A 17954-nucleotide genomic window follows, 5' to 3' on the forward strand; every position below is an offset into this window, starting at 1 on the left:
GCGTGTCGTCAAACTGGTGTCGTTGCCCGAAGGGCGGCCGGGCGGCGTCAGGTGCGTGCTCTCGGCGTGCCGGCCCCAGGCCCCTGTACTGGGCGTACCGGGGTCTGGGGCCGGTGCGGCGAGAGTGCGTGCATGGCGTCGCCCGGCAGACGCCAGTTTGACGACACGCCCTAGGGCCTGTCGCCCGGTGTGCGACCGTGGGAGCGCACGCCCCGTATCCATGCCCCACCCACCACAAGGACCGGTGTTCCCGTGGCACGCCTGATACCCCTGATCCTGATCGGCCTCGGCCTCTACTTCTGGTTCAAGGCCCGCAAGCGGGCCGCCGCCTATGTCGAGGACGCCGAGTCGGAGAGCGGCGTGCCCCGCCGCTGAGGGCGGGCGGCGGAATCCATGGCGGCCCCGGCGCGTTGTACGGACAGCACGCCGACCCCAGGAGGAGCCCCCGCATGTTCCTGCAACGCCGTACCCCTCAGCTCCCCACCCCGGAGGAGGCCCTGCGCGGGCGTCCGACCCCGGAATTCACCGTCCCGTCCCGCCACACGGTCCTGGGCAACGCCCTGCTGGGCCCGTATCCGGAGGGTCTGGAGGTCGCCGATTTCGCGCTGGGCTGTTTCTGGGGTGCCGAGCGCAAGTTCTGGGAGACGGAGGGCGTCTGGACGACGCTCGTCGGCTACCAGGGCGGCTACACGGAGAACCCCGCCTACGAGGAGGTCTGCTCGGGGCTGACCGGCCACACCGAGGCCGTCCGCGTCGTGTACGACCCGAAGGCGGTCACGTACAACGAGCTGCTGAAGCTCTTCTGGGAGTCGCACGACCCGACCCAGGGCTTCCGCCAGGGCAACGACGTGGGTACGCAGTACCGCTCGGCCGTCTACACCCACTCCCCCGAGCAGGAGGCGGCCGTCAAGGCGTCCCGCGAGGCGTACCAGAAGGTCCTGACGGCCTCCGGCCACGGCGAGATCACCACGGAGATCCTCCCGGCCGAGGGCCGCACGTTCTGGCCGGCCGAGGCCGCGCACCAGCAGTACCTCGACAAGAACCCGGCCGGCTACTGCGGCATCGGCGGCACGGGCGTCTCGTGCCCGATCGGCGTGGCCCCGGCCGAGGGCTGAGCCGTTACCCTCACCCCCCGGCGCGAACGCCGGAACGTGAACGGCGAGGGTGGGGGCACCATGGGCGAGAACCGTACGGACCGGCCGGCGATCCCTTCGTTGAGCGGCCGCCCCTGGTGGGCCGCCAACGAGGGCCTGGCGTTCGTCCTGGAGCTGGTGGCCATCGGCTGCCTGTGCCGGTGGGGTTTCACCGCCGGCGACGGCCTCGCCCTTCGTCTGCTGCTCGGGATCGGGCTGCCCGCCGCCGCCATCGCCCTGTGGGGCGCCTTCGCCGCGCCCCGCGCCCGCGTCCGGCTGCCGCTGGCGGGCGTACTGGCGGTCAAGGCCGTGGTGCTCGGCGGCGGGGCGCTCGCGGTGTACGGGCTGGGCCGTCCGGTCGTGGCGGTGGCGCTGGCCGCGGTGATGGTGGCGAACACGGCGCTGGCGGAGACCTTCCGGCGCTCGCCCGCCGCCTGAACCCGGTCCCGGCCCGGTCCTGATCGGGTCCTGATCCGGTCCGGGGAGCCCCGGACCGGACCGGCTCCGAACGGGTCGGATCAGATCAGCCCCTGGGCCAGCATCGCGTCCGCGACCAGCTCGAAGCCCGCGATGTTGGCGCCGGCCACATAGTTGCCGGGGCTGCCGTAGCGCTCGGCCGTGGTGTAGCAGGAGTCGTGGATGTGGCGCATGATCTCCGCGAGGCGCTCCTCCGTGTGGGAGAAGGTCCAGGAGTCGCGCGAGGCGTTCTGCTGCATCTCCAGGGCGCTGGTGGCGACCCCGCCGGCGTTCGCCGCCTTGCCGGGGGCGAAGGCCACACCCGCCTCCTGGAGGACGCGCACGGCCTCGGGGGTGGTGGGCATGTTGGCGCCCTCGGCGACCGCCTTCACCCCGTGGCGTACGAGGGCCAGGGCGTCGGCCTCGTGGAGTTCGTTCTGCGTGGCGCACGGCAGCGCCACGTCGCAGGGCACGCTCCAGACGCCGGTGCCGGGCACGAAGACGGCCTCGGGACGGCGTTCCGCGTACTCGGCGACACGGCCGCGCCCGGCCTCCTTGATCTCCTTGAGCAGGGCGAGGTCGACGCCCTTCTCGTCCACGACGTAGCCGTCGGAGTCGGAGCAGGTCACCACCGTCGCGCCGAGCTGCTGGGCCTTCTCGATGGCGTAGATCGCGACGTTGCCCGAGCCGGAGACGGCGATGCGCTGGCCGTCGAGCGACTCGCCCCGGCTGCGCAGCATCTCGGCGGTGAACAGGACACAGCCGTAGCCGGTGGCCTCGGTACGCGCCTGGGCACCGCCCCAGCCGAGGCCCTTGCCGGTGAGGACGCCGGACTCGTAGCGGTTGGTGATCCGCTTGTACTGGCCGAAGAGGTAGCCGATCTCGCGGCCGCCCACGCCGATGTCACCGGCGGGGACGTCGGTGTACTCGCCGAGGTGGCGGTGGAGTTCGGTCATGAACGACTGGCAGAACCGCATGATCTCGGCGTCCGTGCGGCCCTTGGGGTCGAAGTCGGCGCCGCCCTTCCCGCCGCCGATCGGCATGCCGGTGAGGGCGTTCTTGAAGATCTGCTCGAAGCCGAGGAACTTCACGATGCCGAGGTTGACCGACGGGTGGAAGCGCAGCCCGCCCTTGTACGGTCCGAGCGAGCTGGAGAACTCGACGCGGAAGCCCCGGTTGACGTGGATGTCGCCCGCGTCGTCCGCCCACGGCACCCGGAAGATGAGCTGGCGCTCCGGCTCGCATATGCGCTCGATGATCCGGGCGTCCACGAACTCCGGCCGCCGGGCCAGCACCGGGCCGAGCGTCTCCAGGACCTCCCGCACGGCCTGGTGGAACTCCTTCTCGCCCTGGTTGCGGCGGAGGATCTCCGCGTACAACGGCTCGATGACGCGGTTCGCGGCGGCGTGCGCAACGGCGGAGTCGGGGGTGGCCGGCATCTGATCAAGACCTTCCGTGGGGCGGCTCGTACAGCTGGCGTCCCTGTCCCGAGCGACGCCAGGTGCCACCTTCCCATCACGGGGGTCCCGCAGACATCACCCCTGGCGGGTGTCCCACTCCTTGGTCTCCTTGGTCTCCTCGGTCTCCCGCAGCGCCGCCGCCCGCATCCGGCCCGCCGTCGCGGAGGCGTCGTAGTCCGGTGCGACCCCGTCCACGAGGACGACGTCGCCCGCCATGTTCCGGGTGCGCAGCGGCAGCAGCTCCCGGTAGGCGGGCGAGGCGTACCAGGCGCGGGCGGCCTCCATGCCGGGAAACGCGATGACGACCAGGCCGCCGGGCCAGTCGCCCTCCAGGAGCTCGACCGGGGTGTTGTGGACCAGGAACCGGCCCCCGTACGGATCCATCGTCGACTGGACGCGCTCGATGTAGTCGAGCACCTCCTCGCTGGGCGGTCCCTCGGGGTACAGGTGCGCGACGGCGTACGCGGTCATGGTCTCGTCCTCCGGCTTCCGGTCCTGCGCGGCTGGTGTGCACCATGCTGCCGGGGGTGGCGGGGAGCGTCGATTACCTCCGGGGTCATGCGGGCGCTGTACCCGGACTCGGCCCGCGGTGACGGGTAATCAGCCATGATTCCGTCATGACGTCTTCACGGGGGAACCGCAGAGTCCGCCCTCCTCGCGGCCGGCAGGAGCCGGCCCCGCCCCCGTTACCCGGATACCGGCCGCCCGGGCCGCGTACGCCGCCGAGGGCCGGGGAGATGCGCCGGTACCTGGCCGTGGGGCTCGACTGCTATCTGTGCCTGGTCACCGCCGGGCTGCTGGTGCGGCCCTATGTGGACTCCGCGACCGTTCCCGAGGCCGTGGCGCTGCTGGTCGGTCCGGTGCTCGTCCTGTCGTTCCTCAACCAGGTGGTGCTGACCGCGCTCGTCGGTGCGGGCGCGGGGAAGCTGATCATGGGGATCCGGGTGGTGAGCGTGCCTGATGTGGGACGCCCGTGCCTGGTGCGGCTGGTGCGGCGCTGGCTGTACGGGCTGTGCTGGCTGCCGATGCAGCCCTGGTACGGGCTGCGCGCCCGGCTCGCCCACGCGCGGGGCGCCGGCCCGGTGGCCCGGGTCTGCGAGGAGGGCGTGCTGCACGCGGACCCGGTCGGGCTGCGCCAGGTCCGGCGCAGTGATCTGCTGGCGCACCGCCGGGCGGTCGCCGGCCGGGCGGCCTGAGTCCCCGACGGGGGCGTCGGGGACTCAGGGGGCCGCACGCGGTCAGGCCGGGGCGTTCTCCGTGATGGTGACCTTGCCCTTGCGGATGGTGGCGAGGCGCGGGGCGCGGCGGGCGATCGAGCTGTCGTGGGTGACCATGATGAAGGTGAGCCCGTGCTCCTTCCACAGGGTCTCCAGCACCTCCATGATCTCGTCGCGCATCGACTCGTCGAGGTTGCCGGTGGGCTCGTCCGCGAGCAGTACCTTGGGCCGCTTGACCAGGGCCCTGGCAATGGCGACGCGCTGCTGCTGGCCGCCGGACATCTCGCCGGGCAGATGGCCGAGGCGTTCGCCGAGACCGACCGAGTCGAGCGCCTCGGCGGCCCGTCTGCGCCGCTCGGACGCCTTGCCGCCGAGCGGTACGAGGGCGGTCTCGACGTTCTCCTGGGCGGTGAGCGTCGGGATGAGGTTGAAGCTCTGGAAGACGAAGCCGATGTTCTCGGCGCGCACCTTGGTGAGCTTGGCCTCGCTGAGCTTCGCGAGGTCCACGCCGTCGAGTTCGACGCTGCCGGCCGTGGGGCGGTCCAGGCCTCCGAGCATCTGGAGCAGTGTGGACTTGCCGCCGCCGGTGGGGCCCTGGATGACGAGCCGGCCGCCGTCCTCGATGGTCAGATCGACGCCGGCGAGCGCGTGGACGGTGGACTTGCCGCGGGTGTAGTGCTTGGTGACGCCCTGAAGCGTGTACATGGGTCAACTCCTTCTGGCGGGTGGGGCGGACGGACTTATTCGACGCGGCGCAGCGCGTCGGCGGGGCGCAGCCGGGAGGCGCGCCAGCCGCCGAAGGCGCCCGCGATCAGCCCGCCCGCCACGGCCAGGGCGACGGCGATCAGGATGATGGAGAGGGAGACGGGCGCGGTCAGCGCGATGTCGAGGGCCTTGGCGGCGGTCTGCCGGCCGGGACCGCCCGCCGTGCCGCCGCGCATCCCGCCGCCGAAGCCGCCGGCCGAGGAGCCGAGCTGGGCGGTGAGCGTGGGGCTGACGGCGGTGACGGCGTAGGCACCGGCGAGGCCGACCGCGATGCCGAGGACGCCGCCCATCAGGCCGTTGACGAGGGCCTCGCCGATGACCTGGCGGGTGACCCGGCCGCTCTTCCAGCCGAGGGCCTTGAGGGTCCCGAACTCCCTGACGCGGCGGCTGACGGCGGAGGAGGTGAGGAGTCCGGCCACCAGGAAGGCGGCGATCAGGACGGCGACGGAGAGCCACTTGCCGACGCTGGAGGCCAGATCGGACGCGGTGGACAGGGAGCCGGACACGGTGTCCGCGAGGTCGGCCGAGGTGGTGACGGTCGTGCCCGCGATGTTCTTCTGGATGGCCGACTTGACGCTGTCGATCTGCTGCGAGTCCGCCGCCTTGACGTAGACGGTGGTGACCTTGTCCTTCGCGTCGGCGAGGGTCTGCGCCCGCTGGAGCGGGATGTAGAGGTTGGCCGCCGCGTCGCCGCTGTCGGCCGTCGAGACGCCGACGATGGAGAACTTGGTGCCGTGGACGGTCACCGTCTTGCCGACCGAGAGCTTCTTCTCCTTGGCGTAGGCGGCGTCCACGACGGCCACCTTGCCGTTGGTCTCGGTGGTCCTGAAGGCACGCCCTGCGGTGATCTTCGAGGAGGTCAGCGGTCCGAGGTCCTGCTTGGTGACGTCGGTGCCGTACACCGTGTAGGAGTTGACGTCGAACGAGGCGCCGCCGCCCCGGACCTCGCCCTGCGGCTGCCCGCTGCCGCCGCCGAATCCGCCCCGGCCGCCGCCCTGGGACGTACCGCCCTCCTGCTTGAACTCGCCGCGCTTGAACTGCCCGTCCACCTTCATGACGGTCAGGCTGAGCCCGCCGACGGCGTCGGCGACGCCGTCCTGCCCGTCCACCTCGGCCACGGTGGTGGCGGCCAGGGTCTGGAAGCCCTGGACCATGACCCGGTCCGTGCTCTGGGTGGCGTCGTCGTCGCTGTCCTTGGCGTCGAACTCGAACCGGGGCCGCTCGGTGCCGGATCCGGGTGCGGCGGCCGCCTTGGTCACGGTCATGTCCGTGCCCAGGCCGTACAGCGATTCCAGGACCTTGTCCTGGGCCTTGCTCATGCCCGAGGAGACCGAGCTGACGATGATGACCAGCGCAATGCCGAGGGCGAGCCCCGAGGCGACGACGAGCGCCGCCTTTCTGCGGCGGCGCAGCTCGCGCCGGAGGTAGGTGAAGAACATGGCGCGAGGTTATGGACCGCTTGTGATGGTGGGTTAAGGCCACCATGAGAGCCCGATGAGAACGCGCACGTACGCCGAAGGCGGCGGCGCCGCGGTCCGTGGGGACCGGGTGCCGCCGCCTTCGGCGTACGGGACTCGCTGCCGGCCGGTGGTCCTGCCCGGGGTGAGGAGGACGCGGTCGGTGGGATCAGGCCGCGGGGGCCGTCCACTGGGCCCAGCTGAGGTTCCAGCCGTTGAGGCCGTTGTCGGGCTGGATGGTCTTGTCCGGGGAGTTCTTGACGATGACCACGTCGCCGATCATGGAGTTGTTGTAGAACCACGCGGCCGGGGCGTTGGGGTCACCGGCGCCCTTGGTGTCGGAGAGGCCGACGCAGCCGTGGCTGGTGTTGGCGCTGCCGAAGATCGACTTGGCGCCCCAGTAGTTGCCGTGGATGAAGGTGCCCGACGTGGACAGCCGCATGGCGTGCGGCACGTCCTTGATGTCGTACTCGCCCTTGCCGTCGTCGTCCGTGAAGCCGACCGTCGATCCGTCCATCCGGGTCTCCTTGAACTTCTCGGAGATCACCATCTGGCCGTTGTACGTCGGGTTGTCCGACGAACCGGCCGAGATCGGGATGGTCTTGATCGTCTTGCCGTCCCGGGTGACGGTCATGGTGTGCGTCTTGGCGTCCACCGTCGAGACCTGGTTGCGGCCGATCTTGAAGGTGACCGTCTTCTGCTGCACGCCGTAGACGCCGTCGGCGCCCTCGACGCCGTCGAGGGCCAGCTTCAGCGTGACGGTGGAGCCGCCCTGCCAGTAGTCCTCGGGGCGCAGGTCGAGACGCTGTGCGTTGAACCAGTGGCCGACGACCTGCTGGCCGCTGCTGGAGGTCACGGTGATGCCGTCCTGGACGGCCTTCTTGTCCGTGATCGCCTTGTTGAAGTTGATCGAGACGGGCATGCCGACGCCGACGGTGGAGCCGTCCTCGGGGGTGAAGTTCCCGATGAAGCTGTTGGCGGGCGAGACGGTGGTGAAGGAGGAGTTCTCGTGGGCCTCGCGGCCCTTGGAGTCCTGTGCCGTCGCGCTGATCTTGTACGTCGTCGAGCGCTCCAGCTGGGCGTCCGGCTTCCAGCTGGTGCCGTCGGCGGAGAGGGTGCCCTTGACGCTCTCCCCGGCCGCGGTGGTCATCGTGACGACGGTCAGCTTGCCCTTGGTGACGGTGACCTTGGCCGCGTTGTTGATGCTCGCGTTGGTCGCCCCGTTCTTCGGCGCGATCGCTATCTGCGCCTCCGAGGTCTCCTGGGCCGCCGCCTTGTCCACATCGGCTGCCTGGGACTTCGAGCTCTCGGGGCTGGGACCGCCCTTGTCGCCGTCGTCGCTGCAGGCCGTGAGCACCAGCACGCCGCCGAGCAGTGCGGACGCGGCCATGAGGCCCCTGCGCCGCTTGCTGTCCGTCATCACACGCTTCTCCATCGTTGCCGAAATCCCCAAAAACCCCGAGCAAGGCCGTCGACCGGCGCTACCCCGTCAATGTTCCAAGAACACCCGGAAAGGGCCTCCCGTTCCACATCCGTCGGGGATGTGGGGAACAACACTCATCGACGCGGTGGTGACGGCGGCGGTTCCCGCCGTTCGTCATGTCTCTGTCCGCCGGCGCACGACCGGGTTGAACAGCACGTTCGCGCATCGGGCGGCCGGTCGTCACACACACCGGCCCCGGTCCGCCGCGAACGGGGCCGGGGCCGGTGTTCCCGCCCGCTAGACCCGCCGCACCGTGCCGCCGTCCTGGTCGTCCTCCTCCCCATTGTGCGGGACGCCGGAGGCGCCCCTTCCGCTGCCGTCCTCGTCGTCGTACTCCTCGGCGGCCTCGTCGTCGCCGTCGTCGAGGTCCCATCCGTCCGGGTCCTCGGGGTCGTAGTCGATGCTCTCGCTGCTCCAGGAGGCCTGGGTCAGCTCGACCCCGGGCACCTCGCCCACCAGGTCGAACGGGTCGATCAGCGAGGCGAGGGCCTCCGCACCGTCTTCCCGTACCGCGGTCTCGGCATGCGTGCGCTCCTCGGCGGACTCCCCGCCGGGCTCCCCGTACTCGGCCGCGAGGCTCTCCAGGGCGGTTCCGCTCAGGGCGTCGGGGTCCGTGATCTCCAGCACCATTTCAACCCTGAGGCGAACAAAACGTGATGACTCGGAAGTGCTCATGAGGCGGAGCGTAAGCTCCCGGCCGCCGCGGCTTTCCCGCGACCCGCTGCTTTCACTAGCATCGGCCGCACAGGCCTAACTCACGGCTGTCACAAGGGGGATCGATTCCGTGGCCATCACCCGCCGCCCGCTCCTGACCGCCACCGCCGCCGGGACACTGCTGTGCGCCCTGTGGTTCGTCCCGTCGGCCAACGCGACGGGCGGGACGGGCACGGCCCAGGGCTCGGCCCCCGCCGCGGCCACCGCCTCCGGCGCCGGTCCGGGAGCCACCGCGCTCGCCGAGACGGGGACGGGCATCGACACCACGCCGTATCTGCTCGGCGGGGTGGCGTTCCTGGGCATCGGGGCCGGTTTCGTCACCTGCTCGGCCCGTCGCGGAGGTCCGCGGACGGCCGTATGACCGGTCCGCTCGCGTACGACGGGTGCGGTCAGGCCAGCGGGCCCGTGACCGGCTCCACGGCGGAGACCAGCCCGCCGGCGCGCACGAAGGCGTCCGCGGCGGCCAGGTCGGGCGAGAGGAAGCGGTCGGGCCCCGGGCCCTCGACACCGGCCGCCCGCAGCGCCTCGACGGCGGCCAGCGAGGCGGGCGCCGGGGTCAGCCCCTGCGCGGCCCGCAGCTCGATCGCGCGGGTCGCCGCGTACAGCTCGACGGCGACGATCCGGGCGAGGTTGTCGACGGCGGTACGGAGCTTGCGCGCCGCCGACCAGCCCATCGAGACGTGGTCCTCCTGCATCGCGGACGAGGGGATCGAGTCCGCCGACGCGGGGACGGCGAGCCGCTTCATCTCGCTGACCAGGGCGGCCTGGGTGTACTGGGCGATCATCAGACCGGAGTCCACCCCGGCGTCGTCGGCGAGGAACGGCGGCAGCCCGTGCGAACGGTTCTTGTCCAGCAGCCGGTCGGTGCGCCGCTCGGTGATCGAGCCGAGGTCGGCGGCGACGATCGCCAGGAAGTCCAGGACGTACGCGACCGGCGCCCCGTGGAAGTTGCCGTTGGACTCGACCCGCCCTCCCCCACTCTCAACTCCGTCCGAGCGGGAGGTGTCCCCTCGCAGCACCACGGGGTTGTCCACGGCGGCGGCGAGTTCGCGTTCGGCGACGAGGCGGGCGTGCGCGAGGGTGTCCCGGCCTGCGCCGTTGACCTGGGGCGCGCAGCGCACCGAGTAGGCGTCCTGGACGCGCGGGGCGTCGTCCTGGTGATGGCCGGTCAGGCCCGAACCGGCCAGCACCCGCGCCATGTTGCCGGCGCTGGCGCCCTGGCCCGGGTGCGGGCGGATGGCGTGCAGCTCGGGGGCGAGGACCTTCTCGGTGCCGAGCAGGGCCTCCAGGGAGAGGGCCGCGGTGATGTCGGCCGAGGTGTAGAGGTTCTGCAGGTCGGCGATGGCCATCACGAGCATGCCGAGCATGCCGTCGGTGCCGTTGAGGAGGGCGAGGCCCTCCTTCTCGCGCAGCTCGACCGGGGTGATGCCGTGCGCGGCGAGCAGTTCGCCGGCCGGGCGGACGGTCCCGTCGGGGCCCTCCGCGTCGCCCTCGCCCATCAGGGTCAGCGCGCAGTGCGAGAGCGGGGCCAGGTCGCCGGAGCAGCCGAGCGAGCCGTACTCGTGGACGACCGGGGTGATCCCGGCGTTCAGCACGTCGGCCATGGTCTGCGCGACCTCGGGCCGCACGCCCGTGTGGCCGGAGGCGACGGTCTTCAGCCGCAGGAACATCAGCGCCCTGACGACCTCGCGCTCGACGCGCGGGCCCATGCCTGCGGCGTGCGAGCGGACGATGTTGCGCTGGAGCTGGGCGCGCAGCTCCGGGCTGATGTGGCGGCTGGCCAGAGCCCCGAATCCGGTCGAGACGCCGTAGACCGGCTCGGGCTTGGCGGCGAGCGCGTCCACGATCTCGCGCGCGGCGGCCAGGGCGCTCACCGCGGCGGCGGAGAGCTCGACACGGGCGTTGCCGCGGGCCACGGCGATGACGTCCTGAGCGGTGGTACCGGACGTCCCCACCACGACTGTATGCATATCCATATTCAGAAGCGTACGGATTGAAAGCCTTCATGTCACTAGTGGTCATCGGGTTGACCCCTTACCCGACCCGGTCACGCCTCGGGGCGGTTCCCGCGCAGCCTGCGGCGGTCGTGGGCGGACTTCGGCGGGGAGTCGGCCAGCCGGATGACCTCGCCGTCGCGCCCCGCCACCACGGGCCGCGAGGAGCGGGCGGCCTTCGCCCGGTACTGGGCCGCGTCCGCGAGCCGGAACAGCCGCCGCGCGGAGACCACCGGCCCGATCGGGTCGCCGGTGGAGGCGATCCCGCAGGCCACCCCGTTGCCGAACTCCAGCTCGGCCGCCCGCTCGCAGAGCTCCGTGGCCACCGCGACCGCCTCGTCCGCACTCGGCCCCGCCGCCAGCAGGCAGAACTCGTCGCCGCCGAGCCGGGCCGCCAGTGCCCCGGGCAGCATGGCCCCGCACCGGGAGAGCACCGAGCCGAAACGTTCCAGCAGGCGGTCGCCGACCGCGTGGCCATGGGTGTCGTTGACCCACTTGAGCCCGTTGAGATCGCAGACGACCAGGCTGACCACGGCACCGTCCGCCCGGTGCCGCTCCACCGCCTCGTCCAGCCGCATGTCGACCGCCCGCCGGTTGGCGAGGCCGGTCAGCGGATCGGTGAAGGCGAGCTTGCGCACCTCCTCCAGCCGTTCGGTCTGGGAGATCCCGGCGGCCACCACGGCGGCCAGCACGGTGGCGAAGTCCGCGTCCCGGCGCCCGAACACCGGCTCCCCCACCCGCCGCGCCACATAGAGCTCGCCCCAGGCACGCCCGTGCAGCACGATCGGCGCGACCACGCAGCAGCCCCGCCCGCGCCGCCGCAGGGCCGCCACCCGCTCATGGCAGTAGCCGTGCCCGTAACCGTGCGCACCCGCCGCCCCTGACCCCCGCCCCTCGCCGCCGGACTCCGGCTCCACCGGGCCGTCGGCGGTCTCCACCCAGGCGTCCGGCTCGCCGCCGCCGGCCCACCGCTCATGGAGGAACTCGGTGATCTCCGGGAACTGATGGACCGGGTAGACCTCCTCGTCGGGGAACTCCTCCTCCCCCTCGGCCCGCTCGCCGGCGTTGACCAGCACCCGCAGCCTGCCGCGCCCGCGCTCCCAGACCGAGAGCGCGGCGAAGCTGCCGCCCAGCGCCTCGCACGCCCCCAGGGCGGCCGCCCGCCAGCACCCCCGGGGGGTGTGCGCCGCCGCCATCGTCTGCGCAAGCGAAACCACGGCCCGCAGCCGTGCATCATCACCCATTGCCCCAGTTTAGGTTGATAGGCGAGGTATGCGTCACCGGAAAACTCCGGAGCGTCACCAATGGGACCTCCGGTGTTACACGGGGTCACTCCCCGGGCCAGTCCGCCTTCCGCTTCTCGTTGAACGCGGCCACGCCCTCCGCCCGGTCCCCGGAGAAGGCCACCGACCGCCACGCGGAGTCCTCGACCTCCAGGCCGGCCCGCAGGTCCAGCCCGTGCCCGAGCCGCAGCGCCCGCTTGGCGGCCCGCAGCCCCACCGGCGAGTTCGCGGCGATCCGGCCGGCCAGTGCCAGCGCCTCGGTCCGGTCCTCGCCCTCCGCGACCAGTTCGTCGACCAGGCCCAGCTCCCGCGCCTCGGCGGCCTGCACCCGGCGGGCGGTGAAGATCAGCTCGGCGGCGCGCGCCGCCCCCACCCGGCGCGGCAGCAGCTGGGTGCCGCCGCCGCCCGGAATGACCCCGACGGAGACCTCGGGCAGGCCCACCAGCGCGGTCGGGTCGGCCACGATCAGGTCGCAGGACAGGGCCAGCTCGAAGCCACCGCCGAGCGCGAAGCCGTGCACGGCGGCGACGGTCGGCATCGGCAGCTCCAGCACGCCGGTGTAGGCGGCCCGCGCGGTGGGCCGCTGGCGCACCAGTTCGGCGTCGGTGAAGGAGTTGCGCTCCTTGAGGTCCGCACCCACGCAGAAGGCCCGCTCGTGGCTGGAGCTGAGGACGGTGGCCCGGACGTCGGGGTCGGCGGCGAGCGCGGCACAGGCGGCGGCGATCGAGCGCGCCATGTCGGTGGAGACCGCGTTCATGGCCCCCGGCCGGTCGAGGACCAGCTCGGCGACATGCTCCAGGCCCTCGTGGCCCCGTACGACGACGAACTCCCCGAACCGCTGCTCGGACGTGACGGTCATGACTGCACCCCTCCGGTTAACGAGCGTTACCGGAGGGATCCTAGGGCGTGCCGTCCGACCGGCGCCGTCGCCCGGAGGGCGGCCGGGCGAGGGAGCGTCAGGAGGCGCCGCGGCGGGCCAGCAGCCAGGGCTCGACGACCCCGAGACCGCGGACCGGGCGCTGCCACATCGGCTGGAGGCCGTAGCGGTACTTGGGCACGGGCCGGGGCTCCTCGCCGTCCGCGCCCTCCTTCGCGGCCCGCTCGACGGCGGCCGCGGCCTCCTCGGCGGCCCGCGCCTCGGAGACCGGCGCGTCGCCGGTCCGGGTCAGCTCCTCGGCGAACGCCCCGTCCACCAGGACGGCGTCCTTCGGCGCTATCGAGGTCAGCCGGCTCGCGAGGTTCACCGTGGTGCCGAAGACATCGCCCATCCGGGTCGTGACCGTGCCGAACGCGATGCCGACGCGCAGCGCGGGCATCGTCTCGTCCTGGGTCATCGCCTCGATCAGCCGCAGCGCGATCTCGGACGCGGTGCCCGCGTCGTCGGCGGCGAAGAGGACCTCGTCGCCGAGGGTCTTGATGAGCCGGCCGCCGTGCGCGGCGACCAGGTCGGCGCAGGTGGTCTCGAAGGACTCGACGAGCTCGCCGAGCTCCTCCTCCTCCAGGCGGCGGGTCAGCCGGGTGAACCCGACGAGGTCGGCGAAGCCGACGGCGAGCCGCCGGTCGACCATCTCCTCGTCGTCGGCCGCCTGCACGACCCGGCCGGTGGCGGCGGCGAGCTGGCGCCGCCACACGTAGACGAGGAATTCCTCCAGCTCCGGCAGCAGCAGCTCGACCAGGGGGTAGGTGACCTCGGTACGGGTCATGCCGGGCTCGGGCGGCTCGGTCAGGCCCTCCAGGAACGAGTCGATCTGCCACTCCGCCAGCCGGGCGGTGGTCTGCCCGGTCGACCGGGCCACCTGGATCGCCATCGGCTCGCTGAGCAGCCCGGCCTCGACCAGACCCGACAGCCGCCGCAGCGCCAGCACGTCCGCCTCGGTCAGCGCCTTGGCCTGGCCGATGTCGGCGAAGCCCATGGCCCGCCAGAAGCGGGACGCCAGGTCCATGGAGACGCCCGCGGTCCTGGCCGCCTGGAACGGGGTGTACCGCCGGTCGGCCCCCAGGATCAGCTGTTCCAGCCGGATCGCGAGGGGATCGTCGGTCGGTTCCGCCGTGTGGTCGACTTCGTGATGCGGTGTCGCGTGGACCGAGGAGTCCGACGGGGGCTGTGTGCCCGCGCCGGAGGTCGTGTCGTCGACGGTCACCAGCCGCCTCCTGCCCGTTCCCTGCGCACTGCCCTGCCGATCTGTCGGTGGATCGCCTCAACGATACGGCAGGTGTGCCCTACCTCACGTCGTCAGGCCGTGACCGGGCCGCGCCGACCGTCGCCCCGCACCTCAGGTCAGCCCGCCCTCCGCGCCCCGCAGGTGGACGATGTCGCCCGCCGACACCGGCTCCTGGAGGCCGCCGCCCGCGGACAGGATCAGCCGGCCGTCGCCGTCGACGGCCACCGCCTCACCGGTGAGGGTGCGGTCGCCGGGCAGCTGGGCCCGTACCGTCCGGCCCAGGGTCGCGCAGCCCGCCGCGTACGCCTCCTGGAGGCCACTGGCCGCCGCGTCGCCGTCCGCCGCGCGCCACTGCCCGTACCACTGCTCCAGGGACCGCAGTACGCCCCTGAGCAGTGTCTCGCGGTCCGTGGAGACCGCGCCGGCCAGGGCCAGGGAGGCGGCGGTGGGTGCGGGAAGCTCGTCGGCGCGCAGCGAGACGTTGAGGCCGATGCCGATGACGACGCCCTCGCCGGCCCGCTCGGCGAGGATGCCGCCCGTCTTGCGCTCCTCGCCCGGCGGGGTCTCCCCCGGACGGAGCCTGCCGGAGTCCTCGGGGATGGTGACCAGCAGGTCGTTGGGCCATTTCAGTGCCATGTCGACACCCGCGGTCTTCGCCAGGCCGGTCGCCGCCGCGACGCCCGCCAGGAGCGGCAGCCAGCCCCAGCGCTGCACCGGGACGGTGCCGGGGGCCAGGTAGACGGAGAAGAACAGGCCGGAGCGCGCCGGGGCGGTCCACGTCCGGTCCAGGCGTCCCCGGCCGGCCGTCTGCTCCTCGGCGACCAGGACCGTGCCCTCGGTGAGGGAGCCCGCGCGCGCGGCGAGGTCGGAGTTGGTGGAGCCGGTGGAGCCCACCACGTCGAGCGCGGTCCACAGCCCGCCGGGCCGCAGCAGACCGCGGCGCAGCGCGGCGACGTTCAGGGGCGGCCGGTCCAGGTCCGACCAGCGGCTGTGTGGCGCATCCGAAGGTGTCATGCAAGCCACCCTAGGTGTGTCAAAGGACGCACTGCCGAACGGTATCCGCGCCGATACGCTACGGGTCAGTAGCTGTTCATCCGCTGATCAGCAGCACAGTCGTCCCCGTGACCAGGCAGGGAGCCGCCACCCGATGTCCGAGCCGGTAGAGATCGACGTCCACACCACCGCGGGCAAGCTCGCGGACCTGCAGCGCCGTATCGAAGAGGCGACCCATGCCGGGTCCGCGCGCGCGGTGGAGAAGCAGCACGCGAAGGGCAAGCTGACCGCACGCGAGCGCGTGGATCTCCTGCTCGACGAGGGTTCCTTCGTGGAACTCGACGAATTCGCCCGGCACCGCTCGACGAACTTCGGGATCGAGAAGAACCGCCCCTACGGGGACGGTGTCGTCACCGGCTACGGCACGGTCGACGGCCGCCCCGTCTGCGTGTACTCGCAGGACTTCACCATCTTCGGCGGCTCGCTCGGCGAGGTCTACGGTGAGAAAATCGTCAAGGTGATGGACTTCGCGCTGAAGACCGGCTGTCCGGTCATCGGCATCAACGACGGCGGTGGCGCCCGCATCCAGGAAGGCGTGGCCGCCCTCGGGCTGTTCGCGGAGATCTTCCGGCGCAATGTGCACGCCTCGGGTGTGGTCCCGCAGATCTCGCTGATCGTCGGCCCGTGCGCGGGCGGCGCGGTCTACTCCCCCGCGATCACCGACTTCACGGTGATGGTCGACCAGACCTCGCACATGTTCATCACCGGGCCCGACGTCATCAAGACGGTCACCGGCGAGGACGTCGGCTTCGAGGAGCTGGGCGGCGCCCGTACGCACAACACCACCTCCGGTGTCGCGCACCACATGGCGGGCGACGAGAAGGACGCCATCGAGTACGTCAAGTCGCTGCTGTCGTACCTGCCTTCGAACAATCTCTCGGAGGCCCCGGCCTTCCCGGAGGAGGCCGACCTCGCGGTCACCGACCAGGACCGCGAGCTGGACACCCTCATCCCGGACTCCGCGAACCAGCCGTACGACATGCACACCGCGATCGAGCACGTGCTGGACGACGGCGAGTTCCTGGAGACCCAGGCCCTGTTCGCGCCGAACATCATCACCGGCTTCGGCCGCGTCGAGGGCTACCCGGTCGGGATCGTCGCCAACCAGCCGATGCAGTTCGCCGGCTGTCTGGACATCAACGCGAGCGAGAAGGCCGCACGGTTCGTCCGCACGTGTGACGCCTTCAACGTGCCCGTGCTGACGTTCGTGGACGTGCCGGGCTTCCTGCCGGGTGTCGACCAGGAGTACGGCGGCATCATCCGGCGCGGCGCCAAGCTGATCTACGCGTACGCGGAGGCGACCGTCCCGCTCATCACGGTGATCACCCGCAAGGCGTTCGGCGGGGCCTACGACGTCATGGGCTCCAAGCACCTGGGCGCCGACATCAACGTCGCCTGGCCGACCGCGCAGATCGCCGTCATGGGCGCACAGGGCGCGGTGAACATCCTGCACCGCCGCACGATCGCCGCCGTCGAGGACGCCGACGAGAGGGAGGCGACCCGCGCGGAGCTGATGGCGGACTACGAGGACGCGCTGCTCAACCCGTACGTGGCGGCCGAGCGCGGCTACGTGGACGCGGTGATCATGCCGTCCGAGACCCGCGCCCACGTGGTCAAGGGACTGCGGCAGCTGCGCACCAAGCGTGAGTCGCTGCCCCCGAAGAAGCACGGCAACATCCCCCTCTAGAAAGGGTCCTGGCCATGATCAAGGTCGTACGGGGCAACCCGACCCCGGAGGAGCTGGCCGCCGCGCTGGCGGTGGTCCAGGCGCGCGCCGCCGCGGTGTCCGCCGTGTCCTCGGGCGCGCCGGAGCTGCCCGCCCAGTGGTCCCACCCGAGCCGGCTGGCCCGGCGCGGCCGCCATCTGCCGGGACCGCGCGCCTGGGCGCGCACGTACTGGCCCGGTTAGCCAGGGACGCGTGGGGCGGCGGTTGAGTACGCGTACTCAGGCGCCGCCGGCGTCCGCCCAGCAGGATCGGACGCATGCTGTGGTCCGATCCCGAGAACAAGCCGCCGAAGGAACTGCGCGACGCCCAGGACATGATGCGTCGCGCGGGGCTGGTCCTCGCGCTGGCCATGGTGGTCGCGATGCTCGTCCTGGGCACCCGGTGACGCGGACCGCGCGCCCGGCCGCCTTTGTACGATGGCGCCCATGACTGATCCCGCACCCCGCCGCCTCGTGCTCGCCTCCGCCTCGCCCGCCCGGCTCGGCCTGCTGCGGCAGGCGGGCTTCGCGCCCGAGGTGATCGTCAGCGGGGTCGACGAGGACGCGCTGAGCGCCCCCACACCGGCCGAACTCGCCCTGGTCCTCGCCGAGGCCAAGGCCGCGGTGGTGGCCGCGCTGCCGGCGGCCGCCGGGGCCCTGGTCATCGGCTGCGACTCGGTGCTGGAGCTGGACGGCGAGGCGCTCGGCAAGCCGGCCGACGCCGAGGAGGCCACCGCCCGCTGGAAGTCCATGCGCGGGCGGGCCGGGGTGCTGCGGACGGGGCACAGCCTGACCGACACCACGAGCGGCCGCACCGTGTCGGCGACCGCCTCCACCACGGTCCGCTTCGGTGAGCCGTCGGACGCCGAGATCGCCGCCTACGTGGCGACCGGCGAGCCGCTGCACGTGGCGGGCGCCTTCACCCTCGACGGGCGCTCCGCGCCGTTCGTGGACTCCGTCGACGGCGACCCGGGCAATGTCATCGGCCTCTCGCTGCCGCTGCTGCGACGGCTGCTGGGCGAGCTGGGGATCCCGGTCACCGACCTCTGGGTCTGAGGCTCAGGGGCCCGGGG

The 17954-nt window shown here is 72.3% G+C and carries 20 protein-coding genes; 9 read left to right on the forward strand and 11 right to left on the reverse strand.

Annotated elements, in window-relative coordinates:
- Positions 1 to 252: 252 nt before the first annotated feature.
- From RLT58_RS13185 to RLT58_RS13195, 3 genes are all read left to right on the forward strand, one after another.
- Positions 253 to 375: a hypothetical protein gene (locus tag RLT58_RS13185; protein WP_311310592.1), complete on the forward strand. Its 123-nt coding sequence runs from the start codon at positions 253 to 255 to the stop codon at positions 373 to 375.
- Between the two features lie 74 nt (positions 376 to 449).
- Entirely contained in the window at positions 450 to 1115 is a 666-nt protein-coding gene (gene msrA / locus RLT58_RS13190) for a peptide-methionine (S)-S-oxide reductase MsrA (RefSeq protein WP_311310593.1), read from the forward strand.
- Between the two features lie 60 nt (positions 1116 to 1175).
- The gene (locus RLT58_RS13195; RefSeq protein WP_311310594.1) at positions 1176 to 1571 is read left to right on the forward strand and encodes a YrdB family protein; all 396 of its coding nucleotides are present in this window, start codon (positions 1176 to 1178) and stop codon (positions 1569 to 1571) included.
- 80 nt (positions 1572 to 1651) lie between these two features.
- On the opposite strand, the gene gdhA is transcribed toward RLT58_RS13195, so the two are convergent.
- The gene (gdhA, locus tag RLT58_RS13200) at positions 1652 to 3028 is read right to left on the reverse strand and encodes an NADP-specific glutamate dehydrogenase (protein WP_311310595.1); all 1377 of its coding nucleotides are present in this window, start codon (positions 3026 to 3028) and stop codon (positions 1652 to 1654) included.
- A 96-nt stretch (positions 3029 to 3124) separates the two neighbouring features.
- Entirely contained in the window at positions 3125 to 3520 is a 396-nt protein-coding gene (locus tag RLT58_RS13205; RefSeq protein ID WP_311310596.1) for a DUF1330 domain-containing protein, read from the reverse strand.
- 266 nt (positions 3521 to 3786) lie between these two features.
- Here RLT58_RS13205 and RLT58_RS13210 point away from each other — a divergent pair, with 266 nt between their 5' ends.
- Positions 3787 to 4245, forward strand: coding sequence for an RDD family protein (locus tag RLT58_RS13210; protein WP_311310597.1), 459 nt, complete (start codon positions 3787 to 3789; stop codon positions 4243 to 4245).
- A gap of 42 nt (positions 4246 to 4287) precedes the next feature.
- On the opposite strand, the gene RLT58_RS13215 is transcribed toward RLT58_RS13210, so the two are convergent.
- From RLT58_RS13215 to RLT58_RS13230, 4 genes are all read right to left on the reverse strand, one after another.
- Positions 4288 to 4971 (reverse strand): ABC transporter ATP-binding protein, encoded by a 684-nt coding sequence (locus RLT58_RS13215; protein WP_311310598.1) that lies wholly within the window; start codon positions 4969 to 4971, stop codon positions 4288 to 4290.
- A 35-nt stretch (positions 4972 to 5006) separates the two neighbouring features.
- Complete coding sequence (locus RLT58_RS13220; protein ID WP_311310599.1) at positions 5007 to 6470, reverse strand: ABC transporter permease; 1464 nt, start codon at positions 6468 to 6470, stop codon at positions 5007 to 5009.
- A 187-nt stretch (positions 6471 to 6657) separates the two neighbouring features.
- Complete coding sequence (locus RLT58_RS13225) at positions 6658 to 7923, reverse strand: L,D-transpeptidase (RefSeq protein WP_311310600.1); 1266 nt, start codon at positions 7921 to 7923, stop codon at positions 6658 to 6660.
- A gap of 285 nt (positions 7924 to 8208) precedes the next feature.
- Positions 8209 to 8646, reverse strand: a complete 438-nt coding sequence (locus RLT58_RS13230) for a hypothetical protein (protein WP_311310601.1) — start codon at positions 8644 to 8646, stop codon at positions 8209 to 8211.
- 109 nt (positions 8647 to 8755) lie between these two features.
- On the opposite strand from RLT58_RS13230, the gene RLT58_RS13235 reads away from it, so the two are divergent.
- Entirely contained in the window at positions 8756 to 9046 is a 291-nt protein-coding gene (locus RLT58_RS13235) for a hypothetical protein (protein WP_311310602.1), read from the forward strand.
- A 28-nt stretch (positions 9047 to 9074) separates the two neighbouring features.
- Here the strand turns inward: RLT58_RS13235 and hutH are convergent, their stop codons facing one another.
- The 5 genes from hutH to RLT58_RS13260 form a co-directional block, all read right to left on the reverse strand.
- Complete coding sequence (gene hutH, locus RLT58_RS13240) at positions 9075 to 10661, reverse strand: histidine ammonia-lyase (protein WP_311310603.1); 1587 nt, start codon at positions 10659 to 10661, stop codon at positions 9075 to 9077.
- 71 nt (positions 10662 to 10732) lie between these two features.
- Positions 10733 to 11875: a GGDEF domain-containing protein gene (locus tag RLT58_RS13245; RefSeq protein WP_399131880.1), complete on the reverse strand. Its 1143-nt coding sequence runs from the start codon at positions 11873 to 11875 to the stop codon at positions 10733 to 10735.
- A gap of 133 nt (positions 11876 to 12008) precedes the next feature.
- Entirely contained in the window at positions 12009 to 12821 is an 813-nt protein-coding gene (locus RLT58_RS13250) for an enoyl-CoA hydratase/isomerase family protein (protein WP_311310605.1), read from the reverse strand.
- 97 nt (positions 12822 to 12918) lie between these two features.
- The gene (locus RLT58_RS13255; protein ID WP_311310606.1) at positions 12919 to 14103 is read right to left on the reverse strand and encodes an adenylate/guanylate cyclase domain-containing protein; all 1185 of its coding nucleotides are present in this window, start codon (positions 14101 to 14103) and stop codon (positions 12919 to 12921) included.
- Between the two features lie 132 nt (positions 14104 to 14235).
- Positions 14236 to 15138 carry a biotin--[acetyl-CoA-carboxylase] ligase gene (locus tag RLT58_RS13260; protein WP_311310607.1) on the reverse strand — a complete coding sequence of 301 codons (903 nt, stop codon included), beginning with the start codon at positions 15136 to 15138 and terminating at the stop codon, positions 14236 to 14238.
- Between the two features lie 133 nt (positions 15139 to 15271).
- Between RLT58_RS13260 and RLT58_RS13265 the strand changes: the two genes are divergently transcribed.
- The 4 genes from RLT58_RS13265 (at position 15272) to RLT58_RS13280 (ending at position 17937) form a co-directional block, all read left to right on the forward strand.
- On the forward strand, positions 15272 to 16864 hold the full coding sequence (locus RLT58_RS13265; protein ID WP_311310608.1) for an acyl-CoA carboxylase subunit beta: 1593 nt from the start codon (positions 15272 to 15274) through the stop codon (positions 16862 to 16864).
- Positions 16865 to 16878: 14 nt separating this feature from the next.
- Positions 16879 to 17085, forward strand: coding sequence for an acyl-CoA carboxylase epsilon subunit (locus RLT58_RS13270; RefSeq protein WP_311310609.1), 207 nt, complete (start codon positions 16879 to 16881; stop codon positions 17083 to 17085).
- 74 nt (positions 17086 to 17159) lie between these two features.
- Positions 17160 to 17288 carry a morphogenic membrane protein MmpB gene (mmpB, locus tag RLT58_RS13275; protein ID WP_018519111.1) on the forward strand — a complete coding sequence of 43 codons (129 nt, stop codon included), beginning with the start codon at positions 17160 to 17162 and terminating at the stop codon, positions 17286 to 17288.
- 31 nt (positions 17289 to 17319) lie between these two features.
- Positions 17320 to 17937 carry a nucleoside triphosphate pyrophosphatase gene (locus RLT58_RS13280; protein ID WP_311310610.1) on the forward strand — a complete coding sequence of 206 codons (618 nt, stop codon included), beginning with the start codon at positions 17320 to 17322 and terminating at the stop codon, positions 17935 to 17937.
- Positions 17938 to 17954 lie beyond the last annotated feature (17 nt).

It is taken from the genome of Streptomyces sp. ITFR-16 (assembly GCF_031844705.1).
Taxonomy (GTDB): domain Bacteria; phylum Actinomycetota; class Actinomycetes; order Streptomycetales; family Streptomycetaceae; genus Streptomyces.